The 15,748-nt window shown below is 58.4% G+C and carries 2 protein-coding genes; both read right to left on the reverse strand.

Annotated features, from left to right (window positions below):
- Positions 1 to 106: 106 nt before the first annotated feature.
- The gene (locus LRR79_RS16135) at positions 107 to 14,086 is read right to left on the reverse strand and encodes an isopeptide-forming domain-containing fimbrial protein (protein ID WP_231758187.1); all 13,980 of its coding nucleotides are present in this window, start codon (positions 14,084 to 14,086) and stop codon (positions 107 to 109) included.
- Positions 14,087 to 14,360: 274 nt separating this feature from the next.
- Positions 14,361 to 15,740, reverse strand: coding sequence for a TonB family protein (locus LRR79_RS16140; protein ID WP_231758188.1), 1,380 nt, complete (start codon positions 15,738 to 15,740; stop codon positions 14,361 to 14,363).
- Positions 15,741 to 15,748 lie beyond the last annotated feature (8 nt).

A 15,748-nucleotide genomic window follows, 5' to 3' on the forward strand; every position in this document is an offset into this window, starting at 1 on the left:
TTGACTGTGAGTTCCGCTGAGCTGGATCCCGGCATTCGCCGGGATGACGATGTCGTCGGTATCCAGTTTTTGGCGATGACACGGGCTAATTTTGAAGGACGGAACATCACCGGACACCTCCCTGATCTTCACTTCCGATCATGCGGTTAATACTGCGTTTGAACCCGTCCAGCACATTGCCACGCTCGGGCGGCGCACCACGGCGCCAGAAAATTTCGGTTTCGATATTCAGCGGGTAGCAGCAATCCAGTGCCGCCCAATCCTCGGCGATGCGCGCCTTGATGGTCTCCAGTCGCGCTTCCACCAGTGCCGGATCTTCGTTCTCCGCCAGGTAGGACAGTCGCAACAGCGATGGAGCCTCTTCCAGGCGCTCCAGCAACAGCTCGGTGCGGGACTGCCACTGCGGACGCAGCTCGGTGGACCCCGGTTCGAACACCGCCTCTGCCAGATCCAGGCGCACTACCCGGTGCAGGCTGGTACCGAAGTTGAACTCGAGCACTTTGCCTCGGGTGGCACGCTGAACCCGCGGGTTTTCCGTGGTCAAGCGGTAACCGCTTGGCAGGCTGCGATCGTCCAGCTTCAGCACGAAGTTGGAACCGCGATCCGGATTTGGCACCGCCGCACAGGTAATGTGGAAGCGCCCGTGGGCATCGGCGGTCGCCTTGAGACCATTGGCGGTCACCACACGGGCCCCGGGTACACCACCCTCACCCGGATCCTGATAACCGTTCAGGTTGGTATCGTCGAAGACCTTGCCGATGACATCGGTACAGTCAAAGGTCGGGTCCGGTACCACACGCACGGTGGCCGATGCCTCACCGGAGGTCTGCTGACCGGAAAGTTCGTTAAACATCCGTGCACGGTTGACGTACTCCCCTTCGCCCACACCGGAGCCCACCACCAGCAGTAGTTTCATGCTGTGCGTCTGCTCCGGCTCGGCACGCAGGTGCGGCCACTGCAACTGCAGTCCGTTCACCTGCGGCTCCACGGGCATCCCGTCCAGGTTTGCGGAACCAGCCACGTACTTGAAGCCCGCAGGGAAATAATCCACCAGTTGCAGGTCGGTCAGAGGCACCGGCAGCGAGTTGCTGAAGGTGATGGTGTAGGGCACCAGCTGGCTGCGTGTCACATTCAACATGGCCGCGGTCTTGGTCAGTGCAAGTGCGCCTTCCAGTTGCGGGTCCAGTGCAATGTGGTTATTGAACAGCTGGCTACTACCGGGCTGATTGGAATCGTCCAGATTCAGTCGCAGGTAGTAGTCCGTCTCGCTACTGCGGGCGTCGGCGTCGATCGGCGGAGGCAGAATCGACAGCTGCACCTCACAGTGATCCGGGGTACCCGGGATCATGTCTGCGGCGCTGCCGATACAGGCGGCCACATCAAAGCTGCCGGTGTCCACGCCAGTCTGCGGCGGAATGATCTGGGACGGCCCGGACACATAGTCCTCATTCGGCACATCCACTTCGATCAGGTAATCCCCGTTGACCGCACAGGCCGCACTACTGAAGTTCACGTCGAACTTGTAGAAGCCACCGGTGAGGGTGACCTGATTCTGCTGCTTGGCATCGTCAAAACAGCTATCCGGCAGCGGCTGCCCACTGGATGCACCCAACATACGCACGCGCGCGCCGTTGACCGGTGCACGCAGCACGGAATCATAAATCACACCGTTGGGCGTAATCGGCAGATTCAGGTTCTGCGGGTTGGCCCCGGACTCCACATAGATATTCTGAATCTGCTGCGGGCCGTTGGTGTAATCGGAGCTGGCGGTACCCAGTGACGCCGTGTTATCCCCTGCATTGGGGGCAAGATAGCGCAACTCATAGCTGGCACCGGCCATGTCCGCACCGTCCATATTCGGCACCAGGCCATCGAAAACGAAGTAGCCGTTGTCATCGCTCTGGACGGTTTCCAGCAGGGCATTGTTGAAGTACAGCTCCACGTTCCAGTTCACCAGCAGCTGCTCTTCCGCATCCGCCGTTTCACTGAAGTTGACATCGTGCCAGAGGTAACCGGAAAGGTTCGCAATCCCCGGGGTACCACCGATATCGATCGACACGGTGGCTTCGTTATACATTGCGGGATCATTCCACTTCACCTGCGCAGTGTTCACCACCGGGTACCCCATGGCCAGGTTTTCACCCAGCTTGGCTTCAAAGCGCAGGGTGATGGTTTCCTGGGGCTGCAGGCCTCCGTAATTGGTGCTGTAGTCCACGGTGATCAGCGGGCCATCGACCATTACGCCATCCGGCTGGCCGTTCAGACGTGCGGAATCTTCCACGTACGTCAGCACACCCTCACCGGCGACCAACAGATCGTCGTAGATACTCACCAGGCTCGCGGGCACGGCGCTGATGTTGGTAACGCGGACGATGTATTCCAGCACCTTGCCGGACTCCGCCGCGCCGCCGCCAACAACCGCCACTTCCTTGGTGATGGAAAGCTGCTGGGCATCACCGACCACCACCTCAGTGGGCTGGGCACCATTGCTGCTGTTGCCATCCGCATCGGTCAGGGTCAGCGGCAGTTCGAGACTGTACACATTGCCCTGGTTGCTGATGATGGTGCCGCGCTCGGTATCGGCGTTGACCATGACATCGAACACGATGGTGGCGGTTTGCGCGGTGGTCAGAACACCTTCACCTTCCGCTGGCAGCGGTGGAGTCAGGTCGTCTGTACTGATCGCGATACCGGAAATCAGCGGTGAATCTTCCCCATCATCCGCGACGGAAACACCATTGAGCATGGTACTGCCGGCAACGTAGGTCGTGTGTTCCGGCACCAGATCCACAAAGCGCGCCTCGGTGGCATCCTTACCGCCCATGTTGCTGACGGTAATGGTGTAGCGCAGCACGTCTTCCGGGTCGACGATACCGGCGGTCATGTTATCCACCACCAGCTCCACGGTTTTCTGTGCGCGGATCAGCGGCACATTACCGACGATATCGATGGTCGGATCGTCGGCGACTTCGGTGGTGGGGTCGTCGGACGGCTTCTCGTCCAACGGCATATTTTCGCCACCCGCATCGACGCCCGCACCGGCACCGTTGGCGAAGCCCTGGTTGGAAATCACCGTGCCATCGTTGACGTCATTGATGGTGACATCAAAGGTAATCAATGCCGCCTGGGCACCAGACGCCGCCGGATCGGCCATCAGCTGACCGGCTTCCGCACCCGGAGACTGGATGATCAGGGTCTGCGCCAGTGGCGTACTGCCATCGATATCGTCCAGAGCAACACCGTTCAGCGTGGTCGAACCGGCAACGTAGGTGGTATTGGCGGGCACCTGATCGCGCAGGGTCGCCTCTACCATGTTCTCGTTACCGATATTTTCTACCCGCAGGGTGTAGCGCAGGGTGTCGCCCGGCACCAGGCTGTCCGGTTCACCGGTCATGTCTTCGGAGATTTTTTCCACCTTGAAGACCGGGGCGGATTCGATGATGACCTGGGTGGGGTTTTCAGCGCCCGGCGCTTCCGGATCTGCCTCACCATCAATGTTTGGATCATCACTCACCGCCAACTGCTGGCCGTAAGCGAGCACCCGCGACTGATTGAGCACCGCAGTGCCGCTGTCGATCACCGCCGCCAATTGCACGTCGAAAGTTACGCGAACACTGTCACCGGTCTCTCCCTGTTGAGCGAGGCTGAGTCCGTCGATGCGCAGCAAGCCACTGGCCGCACCGCCGCCGGCTGCATCACTGTTATTCACAGCATCTACCGGGGTATCGATGACCGTCAGGGTACCCGGGGTAAAGACCTGCTGTGTATTCAGCGTGCCGAGCGCATCCTCGATGGCAAATTCTGCCAGCGGAATTTCACTGACATTGCTGACGGTAATGGTGTAGCGCAGAGTATCCCCGGGGCTCGCTTTCTCAGCGGGTGCCTCGCCGGTGGTGATATTTTCCACCTCTTTCAGCATCTTCAGGGTCGCACTCTGAGATACCAGAGCGTGCGCATCTTCGTGGTCGAGCACATCCGGGGTGCCATCGGTTGGCAGTGCGCCATAGGCGCGACGATTCTCGCGATCATCACCCTGACTGAACCACTGTGCCGCCGCCACATTGACCAGGGTCTGGTCGCCAGCGGTGTCCTCGTCCAGCCACGCGCGATACTCGATCGACATACGCTGGCTCGGCTCAATGGCCACACCTGTGGTGGTGATGGTCAGCGTGCACTCCTCAAATACGGACTGGAAGTCGGTATCTGCGGTAAGTGCGCGTACCAGGGTGTCGGTGTCCGCATCGAAAATCTGGATCGTATCCACTTCCGGCGGCCGGGCACACATACCGCCCTGCTCCACATCCGGCAACAGGTCGACCACAGTGGTATCCCAGGCGGCACTATCACCGATGTTATTGATGCTGAGGATAAACTCGCCGGCAATCCCCGCGTGCAGAATCTCCGGGCCGGATTTCTCCAAGGTAAGCTCAGGCTCGACCAGCGTCATTTCCGGCGAGGTATCCGCGAGCAGATCCAGATCGCCGTCAAATGTACTGAAGCGGTAACTGGCGGTATTGGTAAACGTCAGGCCGGCTACATTGGTTGCGGTGTCGAGCACCTCCACAATGAGTTCCAGCTCAATCTGCTCGCCGGCCGGGATATCAATCCCATCGACGCTATCCACAATTTGCAGTTCGGTGTCGCTACCGATGTTTTCCGGTGTCCAGCTACCGGAGCCGCTGACTTTGTTCACCGAGATCAATCGCAAATCCGCGGCAGATGCCGTCAGATCGTCAATGACCTGCACTCCATACAGCGCGGTGTCCGCCGGAGTCGCGGGTACGGTGATCCGGTAAGCGAACTGCTCGCCAATGGCCGCCTCGGGCTGGGTGATCGCTTTATCCAGAGCAGCCGGCAGCGGGGTAGTCAGGGCGACGCTCACCGCCTCGTCGAGCCGGTAATCCTGCCGCTCCTCTGCCAGACCATTGGTGGGAACCACGTTGTTATCGAAGGAGTAGTAAACCGGCAGGGTCACACCATTGCCCAGCGCAAGCCCGGCACCCAGGGTGTCGTCCGCGGTAACCGTGTACACCAGGCGCAGCGTTTCACCCACCGGAATGGTGTAGACGTCACTGTCGTCGAGATCCCAGAGCGCAACACCGGTGGTCGCATCAAAACTTGGCATGCGTACCGGCAGACTGCCACTTCCCAGTAACTCGATACTTTGCGTGGTGACACCGCCACCGTTGCGCAGCCCCTCTGGCAGCAGATCCTGAATCTGCAGGTCGTAGGCTGGCGCCTCGCCGTTGTTGGTGATTTCGACCGTAAAGGTGGCCTCCTCACCCACGGTGATTTCCGCATCACCACCGATCGCGGTGGCAACGTCTACGCGACTGATGGCAAGCAGGGGCTGAATCGCTTCTACGGTCGCCTGCGCATTGATGGTGTTGGCCGGCCCCGAAGGCAGCGCATAATCCAGTGCGACCGCGTTTTCCAGTGCCTGCCTGCTTGGTAATTGCGCCAGGACACTGCCATTTTGTACACGGACTTCGTAGACAATCTGCAGGGTATCGCTGGCGGCACTTGCCGGGTTGATTACGTCGCCCAGATTGAACGCAACCTCGGCACCATTCACCGTCGCTGCACTCGCCACCGAAGCGGTTTCATCCGTGCCGAAGAAGTCCGCACTGATCACGCTTTCAAATACCAGCCCAGTCGGCAGAGTATCGGTAATCACCACGTCGGGGTATGTACCTTTCTGCAGGGTCGCAGTCACGGCGAAGCGCGCGCGGTCACCCACGCGGACACTGCCGGTACCGTCGAAGGTATCGCTGAACAGCTGTTTATCCAGGCTGGTGTTGTCAGACAGGGTCACCGCGGCAGTGGCGCTACTGAAATAGTCGTTGAACGCGGGTGTTTCACTGCCGTCACGCTCCCAGTCGGAGTCACCGGCGACACTGGTCCAGCGCACTTCCGCGGCGTTATTCAGAACCTGACCGGGGCGAGCGTCGTCCCGTACTACTGCCTGATAGTCCAGATTCAGGCTGTCGCCTGCAGCGATACTGGTCAGGTTCCACTGCAGGGTGAAACCACTGGCGGCATCACCGCTGATCACCGGCTCTCCGGCACTCGCCGAGCCGGCGACATATTCCAGCCCGGGGTCCAGTACATCGGTCACAACCAGGTCGTAGGCGGCGGCGGAATTTCCGTTCCCCACTTCGGTCATGCTCAGGCGGTAATCCAGCACGGTGCCCGCAGAAATATCCACCGGCGGAGCCAGTACTTCTTTCTGCAGCGCAACCTGCGGTTCGACGATGGTCAGCGGATCGGTGGCCGCACTGGTGTAGGTAACCCCACCGGTGCTGTAGCTGGCCTGGTTGATCACACTGTCTCCGGCATTACTATCGGCGCTGTTGGTCACCCGCAGCAGAAGCTCGATCTGCGCGGTCTGACCCGCCTGGAGTGTGCCGAGGTCGAAACTCAGGTCGGTGTCATTACCTGTATTCAGCAATGCACTGGCAGTGCCCCCGTTGATACTCAATGTGGCACTGACAAAATCGAACTGAGGTGCCAGAGAATCCGTCAGGGTGACGTCTGTACGGGCAATATTGTCTTCCGGGATAGTAATGCGGTAGCGCACCTCTTCACCGATGGCGGCGGTGGGTGCAGTGACCAGCACTTTTTCCGGCGGCATCGCGTTGCTGGGATTCTGCATCCACACAGACGCGACGGTGCCGTCGTTATATTGCTGGCCCGTTGCTCCTGGCAGCGACCAGTAGGTATCAACACTGGCACTGTTGTTGAACAGTTCGCTGGTGCCAATATCCGCGTGGAAGCCGATGCTGTAATCCACCGTCAGACATTGGTCGGGCAACAGCGGTTCGTCGTCGTTCAGGGTCAGTGTAAAGCTGCCTCCGCTGACCGGTTGCCCGCTAAACGTAAATGCACTGGTGGCCGTACCATCAATGGCCACGGTGAAGACACTGGCATCCGACAATGCTGTCTCATCCAGTTGCGGGGCCAGCGTATCGGTGAGCTGCACATTGTACGCCGGGGCATCGCCCTGGTTACAGGACTGCAACTGGAACTGCATGGTGTCTGACGCCAGTACCACCAGGTACGGATCAACCTGTGTGCCACTGCCAGTGCGCCCACTCAGTGTGTCGGTTTTTACCAGTGGACTCAGCACCGGTTGGTGGACCGCAATCGAGGCAGTTGCCGCAGGCAGCGTTACGGTAGAGCCATCGTAGGCATCGAAGCTCAGTTCCGCCTGGTTGTTCAGGGGACCGAGTACATCCTGATGCGCTAACACATCAGCCACCACACGGGCGCGATACACAATAGCGAAATCATTGTTGCTATCGTCACCATCCACGGCGTCCACGTCACCGAGGGCGAGTGTCAAAACCTGTCCCGCGCTGGCGTCACCGGCCAGACTGGTGGTAAGCGGGCCGTGAGTGAAGGCACCGGTATTCTCAAACGGTGCGCTGGTCTGTCCATTAACACTGACTAATTCGACAAACTCCAACCCGACGGGCAGCGTATCGGCAATGGCCACATTGGCCGTGACGCTTTCGTTCAGTGTCAGGGTCAGACGATAGTCCACGGTATCGCCCACGCGAAGCTGGGCATCGCTCGCATCGCTGCCATGCAGCACCCAACTGTCGGACTCAAACGCCTTGATCAGCGCGGTATTGTCTTCCGCGGCGGCGTCGGTGGTTTCGCTGGCCGTGAGGCAATAGTCGTTTGGCGCCGCCGGGCAGTCTGCACCGGTACGCTCGTAGTCACTGTTGGACGCAACGTCGTCCTGCAGGGAAGTCCAGTCCGCCGTGATCTCGTTGGTGAAGGGGCCACCGTTGGCCGCCACAGTCGCCCGATAGATCAGTACCAGCTGTTGACCGGCAGGCAGATCCAGGGAACCATCGGCGTTGCCGCGCCCCCAGATCAGAGTATTTTCGGTGCTGGTATCCGGCGTTGCTTCAAATCCACCCACAGGGCTACCGCCGATGGTAACGGTCGGAGTAAAGCTGCTGTCCCAGTCCAGCTGCTCCGGCAGGCTGTCCACCAGATTTAGATCGTAGGCGGTGGCATTGCCGTTATTGGTCAGCGTTACCACGTATTCCAGCACCGCGCCGCGGGTCAGCTGCCCCGGGGTAATCTGGGTTACGTCTTTTGTGGCATCGAGCGCCGACTCCGTTACGGTGATCGCCGGTGTATCGGCAGTCTCTATGACCGTGGTAAGAGATTCGCCGTGCTGGTAGCGCAGTTCCGCACCGTTTTGCAGGCTGCTGCCCTCACCGCTATCGGTGCCAGTACTGGTGTCATTGTTGATCCGCGCAAAATAGGTGATAACGATCTGCGGGTTGATTGCACCTGCAGCTGGCAAATCACTTTCCGACTCGGTAAGCACGGTGCCGATATCCCACAGGATCACACCACTGGCGCCATCCGCCGGTGCCGGTGCGCGGAATGCGCTCTCACCCAGAGCCGTGTTGCCATCAATACTGACAATGCCGGTGAAGGTGTAACTTACATCGTAATTGCCATCGCGGGTCAGCACATAACTGGTACTGCCGCTGTCCAGCAGATCGCGCAGTTGTAGGTCGTGCGTAGTACCTTCCGGCAGGTCGATGGTGATCTGGAATTGCTTGTGCGCACCGATCTCCGGCAGCACACCCGGTGTCAGGTCCTGTTTATCCAGGGTGACAGGATCAAGATCGGCAGTGACCCGATTACTGTCGAGACTGTAATCGTTGACCGCGTCGGCACCGGTTTCCAGAGGTAGCTCACCAATACGCATACCGTCCGCTGCACCATTGGCACCGATCTGGCCGGTACGCGCCGAGCCACTGTTCTGATCAATGGGGTTCAGTGCGGTACTGCGTGTGGGCAGCGACGTCCATGCGGCGTGCGCTGTATTCTCCAGCTGCTGTTGGGGTTGCGCACTGTCGTCCACCCGCACCTGGAAGGTAAATTCGAGGGATTCACCAGGAAGCAGCGGGTTTTCCGGTTCCCAGACAAATACCGGCTGGTTCTCCCCGAACGCATCGGTATCCACCAGGGGAGGATCGGAGCCGGTCACGCTGCCGGCAATAAAGGTCATTTCGCTGTCGACCAGATCTTCCAGAATACGCAGGTTGTAAAGTGCAGCGGAGCCATTATTGGTTGCCTCGAGTGTGACGGTCACTTCGTCACCGGCATCCCGAGGATCGGTCCAGCTTTTATCCAGTTGCAGCGCCGGCTCGGTGACCCGCACCGCCACGCTGCCAAAGCTGAGTTCGGTCTCATTCCCCATGGCATCGGCGTAGCGCAGATAGGCGGAATCACCGCTGCCATTTTCCAGCACAGTGCCACTATTGCCTTCGCCATTATTGTTGGAAGGAATGTTATCCACACGGGCGATAAAACTGACCGGGAAACTGAACAGTGACTCGGAGCCCGGCGTGGTCAGCGTGACATCACCAAAATCCCAGGACACCTGGGTGCCACTGCACACCGGGGTAATAATCGGCACCGGACTGAGATCCGGGCGACGGAAGCCCGCTGCCGCATAGGGAGGGGCATTCAGATCGATTGCCGGAGCGTCGACACAGGTGAGACCGGTCGGCAAGGTATCGCTCACCACCAGTCCGCGCAGTTGTTGATAAGGCAGTTGACCGGTGAGGGTGTATTCAATTTCCTCACCGATTTTGACCGCCTGATAACCGCCAATCATTTCACCGAGAATCGTCTCGGACAGCGCAGTAATTTCTTTGGGCTCAACCGCCGGCGTAATAAAGGTAATCGACGCATCGGCGGGGCCGGCGCTGTACACCCGGGCACCGCCAATATCGCCATTTCCGCGCAGTTCTACGGTCTGGTTACCAAATTCATTGCGATCGCTCGCATCACCACCTTCGAGGGTGTCGTAATCGATCAGGTATCCGCTCTGCAGTGTCTGGTTGGGCGCGATCCGCTCATCCGGATTGACCTTGTAGTAAAGGTTTAGACTGCGATCATCTTCCGAACTACCCGTACCGCCATTCAGACGGCGTAGGCCATTGTTGGCCGCACTACCCACAGGCGCGCCGGTATCACTGTGTGAGTGGGAAAACACCAGGGTTGCATCCACACCGTCATTGGGTGTGTTCTCAATCAGGCTCAGGTGCTCGCCGTCTTCATCGATCAGCCCGTCGCCGTCGTTGTCAATACCATCGCTGGCGGGGTCCACTACAACCAGCAGGTCCGGCACGGTATCGGTTACCACAAAGTCGTAGGCCGGGGCATTGGGCTCGCCATTGGTCTCGTTGGCGTTGACTAGCCGCAGACGCACAATGTAGTCGCGGGATGTATCGGCACCGGTCAGGTTTTGCTGCCAGCCACCGGAACAGTCGCCGGTGGCCGTATTGAAGCTGCCCGCTTCACAATAGGCTTTGGTTGGGGTGATTTCGGGCTCGGTCACCACCACATCGACACGGCGAATACGCTCCCAGGGGTAACCTACGATATTGCTGCCAAAATCGAAGTACTCGTCCTCACCGGTATTTTCATTGTGGTAGGCCGCTTCGAAGCTGGAATTCAGGATGTTGTTGCGGTCAGCGCCCTGCACATTGGGTGCGTTGCGGTCATTGATGGCCTTGTTCTGTACCCGGGTGGTCGCGTTGACATGGAACCACTGGTCGATGGTGGTAATGTAATCATTGCGTCCGTCACTACCAGGCTGATTACCGCTGAAGTACCAGCCAAAAATCCCTTCGTCCAGTGGGCCCTTATTGGGCTGATTGGGTGTCGAGGTGGCACCGGCAATCTGCAGGCCGGTTTGAGGTTCGGTATTGGAGATATACGCGAGCCCGTCTTCGACCTCATCCTCTACCAGAACCTTGCTCACACCAATAAACGAGAAGCCGCGGGACTTGAAGCCAAACCAGCCACCGGTCTGGATGCGATTGGTACATTCCTCACCAATCTGCACCAGCTCCCGCTGCTTGCGGGCAAAATTGGGGTAGCCGTCGGACATGGCACTATCCGGCAGTGCCGCATTTCGTGTTGCCGGACTGGCCTCGTTACATTCCCCCAGTGTGGGTATCACGCCATTCAGCGCAGAAATATCGCCGCCGGTGGCACTCCAGGCTACCTGATCTTTCAGCAGGTTAAAGCCAATACCGCGGGACCAGTTGGCGTCCAGAGAATACAGATTGCCACGATCTACCTCGCCGTCGCTGCGCGCATTGTTCTGGCTGGCATTGCCCGGCTGCGGGAACCACAGGGGCTGATCATTGTTGATTGCCGTTGGGGTATTGGTGGTTGTGTAGCTCTGTACAGCCCGGTTATTGGTGTTACCACCGGAATTGCTCATGCTCACGGTGGGGTCAGCCAGGTCCAGGCTACCCACGGTCCAGATCTCACCGATTGCATCCACACGGAAGGTGACATCGTCTTCTAAAATCCGCGCCGGGTCTGACGCCTTACGCACCTCGAAGTGGAACTCGACCGCATTACCAGCACCGGGGGCGAGTACACGATTCAGCGGGTTACTGTGATCCGCGTAGCAGCGGTAGACCGTGCCGGTGGTGGTCAGCGGCAAGTGCAGTTTGGTTGGATCCCCCGGTGGATTCACCACCCAGGTTTTATACGGGTTAGGCTGGGGTACCGGTGCGCCACTGACGTTTGTGATATCACACTGCCAATTGCCATTCTGCTCATCCACCGTCACTACTTCGAGGGTGGGTCCAAAACTGATGAACACACTGGCATCACGGGCGTTTACCCCGCCGTTATTGGTGGCGCGCACACGCAGCGGTGTAGTCTGCTCCGGGTCATTGGTAACAATAAATGACTGATCGAGGATTTCGACATCGATGTCTTCCGGGTTGAACTCTATGCTTGTGCCAGCGGTATTATCCGCCGGACTGCTGCTGACACCGTTGCCGGTAAGGTCGTATTCCTGAACGCCCTGGGAGTTACACAGTGTTTTGAATTCCACCTCGAGAGTGTTCTGCAGGCTCGAGGAAAGTGCGGGCGGATCGGTGGGTTCCGGGCGCTGGAACAGGTCTACGCTGGAGCTCTCGGGAACCACATCCAGATCGGCAGCGCGGTCAAAGTGCTGGGGATCTTTGTGAATAATGGCAAAGCGGATCACCACCACGTCACCGTGGCGCATCAGATCGCGATAGGTTTTACCGCCGTTATAGTCACCGGCAGGATTGCTCTCCGTATACTGGGTCGAACTGGAGAGCTTGAATTCCGGGGCGGTATTCAACAGATAGTCGGTATGATTGCCGGTATCAACGGTATCGACACCGTTTGCCGGGTTGACCCACTCCAGGCGATCCACCCGGCCGTCATACTGTCCGTACAGTGAACCCTGTGTATAACCGTTATTCCCTGTGGGACGGAGTAATTGCGGCGCATAACTCGGGTCCAGTACGTAACCTTCCGGCAGCTGGTCGCGAATATGATAGGCCATGCCATTGTCAAACCAGACGGTACCACCACTCTGGTTGGACAGAGTGATGGTCATCAGGCCGCGCATACCCACGGTGGCACTGCCATCAATACCGGTCAGCGTGCGCTCCACTTCCAGCGCGGTTGCGCCACCGGCAACAGAACCCTGGCCGTACCAGGTACGGAGCTCGGACGTTTCCTCACCTAGACCGGGGTCGATACCACCGGGCGGTGTCTGTACCGCACAGCCGAACTGCACATTTTCAAGACTGTTGATCAGCGGTGCACCATTACGACAGGACGCGCTGCCCTGTAACTTGCCCACCAGATAAAGATTGATCGAGTCGTCTTCGGCGATATCGATGGTGCCACTGGACGACCCCGGTGTTTCCGCCTCCACGGTTCCCGCATAGGGCGAAGGAATATTGTCACCTTCGCCAAATGGCGGTGCCACATCCCAGTTATCGAGTACTCTACCGGTCAGGTTATCGGTGGCAATACAGCTTGTGGGGCCGCTCGGCACACCGTCATTGGCTGCGATGTCGTTGGCCTCTGAGACACTGGGGCAGACGTAATGCACGTTGGCGACATCCGCACGAGACAGCACATCGTCGATTCGCAGGTCCTGTAAAGGCGCACGGGCATTGGTGCCGTTATTGGTGATATTGAGGCGCCACACGATATCGTCATCGCTGTGGCCATAAACGGTGTCGCTGCGCGTGTTCTCGCGCTGGCCGGCGTCGTAGTTCCAGCCCTGCTTGTCTACCTGCACAAACGGCTTGTTGATATAGATTCGATCGGTGCTATCCAGATCGCGATTGAAGTCGCTGATATCCGCAGGGGTATCTGGGGTACAGTTATCTGCGTATCCCGGATAGCCGGGGTATGACGGCGCAGGATTATCCCACGCCGTCCAATTAGTCCAATTAGTGGGACAAGTGCCACTGTTGGTCGGAGCGCGCTTCGCCTGCCCACCCGAGGTACAGCTATCCGTGGTTACATAATTCAGCTCGGCGGTAACACCGCCGATAAAATCCCCTTCATCATCCAGTTGCTCCGGGCCATTAGTGGGGGAAACGAGAGGACGATGGATGGGGATTCGCACCGTCATGGTGGGGCTATTGCCGTCCGGCAGGGTGGGCAGCCCCCCGATCCGGATCTCCCAGCTACCCCCGACCTGGGATTCGCTCACGCTGCCAACATTACCACTGCTTACCGCCCCGGTGACCGTGACATTGACACCGGTGTACAGCCGTATACCGGCATCAACTGGGATACGGACAACCAGACCATTGCTGTTGTCAAAGTTCATATTGGGGTTGGCAGAGCCATAATCCCCGTTACTGGAATAGGTGTAATAGTTACCGGAGCGGCGGCGATACTCGCGATCAAACCAGGACCCTCTTTGCTCCTCCTCCCGAGTCTGTTGGAGCCCGGACGTGTTATACGCAAAGTCGTCATTACCGGCACGGTACGGGTTGGTGATGTCCACCTCGATAAAACCGTAACCACAGAGATCACAGTATGTATTGCCCCTTCCTCGCTGGATATTCACCAACTGCTCGGGTGCACCGGGGTTCGCCACACAATAATTGGTCGGCGCCGCCCACACCTCGCCGGATATTGAAGCCAGTAGCAAAACTGACAGCCACAGCCGCACGGATTGCGCGATTGCCGCAATTGCATTTTTGAAAGATTTTCGCCCTGTTACTTCAGACTTCATTGCTTTCCGCTGCCAGTCAGTTTTATTTTTGCCAACTGCCGCACAGGCGACAGCACCGGGGAAGGAGCCGGTCGCGGAACTTTATGGGAAGGGGAGAGTCGGCACCGTGAAGCAAGTCAAAATTGCTGCGCCAGGAGGGGAACTTTTTCTACGTTTGCCAAACAGTTCTCAAGTAAAGCTCACGTAGATTCTTAAGAACGGAAGGAAGTCGCTGCGAGAGCAACAAAACAACCACCCGGTGCAGTATCCGGGCGGTTGTTTTTTGATCCACTTTCTACGCTGCCGGCAGGAAGTCGATCGGATACAGGATGGTGATGGTGGGTACACCTTCCTTGGGCCCGAAGTTGAACCGCTTCACGCGCGCAACAATTTTGCTGTCGAGGGTGGGCGAGTCCATATCGCTGCTCTCGACAGAGGCCAGAGATACGGTGCCGTCCGGTTCGATGGTGATTTTCAGCACCATCTTGCCCTGCAGCGCCGGGTTATTACGCAGTTCGCGGTTGTAGATCCGGTAGAGCGCCGACTTGTAACGGTCGAATACGATCTGGATCTCTTCGTCGGTACGAGATGGACCAACACCTTCGCTGAGCGGGCGCTCTTCGCCGGCGAAATCACCTTCGGTACCGATACCACTGGATACCCGCGAAAAGCTGACACCGTCCAGGGCCGTGCCCACGCCACCGGCATCGCGGCTGAGGGCTGCGGTATTGATGCCATCGGAGCCAGTCTTGGCTGCCGAAGTGATCAGTGAGCGCTGACTGCGGTTCTCCTGCTTGCCGGCAGTACTGAGCTGCGTCTGTTTGCCCAGACGATTATCCAGATCGTCTTCGATCAGATCCTGGAAATTGTCCTTGAATGCCAGCAGACCCGCGCGCTCGACTTTCTTCCGTACCTGCTTTTTCTCCACATTCGATGGCTTGGGTTCTTCCTTCGCCACTTCCTGCTTCGGTTTTTCAGGCTCTTTCTTCTTCTCTTCCGGCTTCTTCACCGTCTGCTCTGGCGGCTTGGGCTTGGGCTTTTTCTTCTCCAGTACCAGCTTGGCCAGACGCTCGGGCACTTCCACCACTTCGTTTTCATCGGGCTCCGGCAGCTGCCAGATATGCACACCGAAACCGAGGAAGAAGGCCAGAAACAAACACGCAAGCAGGCTGATGCGGAATCGACGCTCATCCTCGCCATTGGTATTCCACGGCATGGTGCCATCGCGGAAGGCGGACTGCTCCAGCTCCCGGGTGACTTCATACTCGTAATGGACATCCTCTTCCGCCTGACGAATCTCGCGGAATTCAGCATCCAGATCAAACAAATCATCACGACAGTCTTCGATCTGCTCCTGCAGCTTTTGCTTACGCTCCTGCAACAGGTTCATGTTGGCGTGATAGATGCTGACGGTTTTCTGCAGGCGATGGATCAACGCCTTGGACGCGTCCTGCTTATAGTGCTCCGCCCAGAACAGGTCACCGGCACCGGCCTCCTCCAGCTTGCCAAGACGATCTGAAATCTCGTCCAGCAGCTGATGCTTGGCTTCATCCCGGTGCAGCGCTTCCAGCTTGCCATCAACCTGGTCGCACTCCGCCTGAAGCGCCTCCAGCTGTTGGCGAACCGCTTCCTGCTTTGCGGTCAGTGCCTGTTTTTGTTGATGAAAATTATTCACAAACGCTC

The organism is Microbulbifer elongatus, assembly GCF_021165935.1.
In the GTDB taxonomy this organism is placed as follows: Bacteria; Pseudomonadota; Gammaproteobacteria; order Pseudomonadales; family Cellvibrionaceae; genus Microbulbifer; species Microbulbifer elongatus.

Bases quoted from the DNA above. Each gene is read 5' to 3' on its own strand.
- LRR79_RS16135 (WP_231758187.1), bottom strand. From the start codon at position 14,086: ATGAAGTCTGAAGTAACAGGGCGAAAATCTTTCAAAAATGCAATTGCG.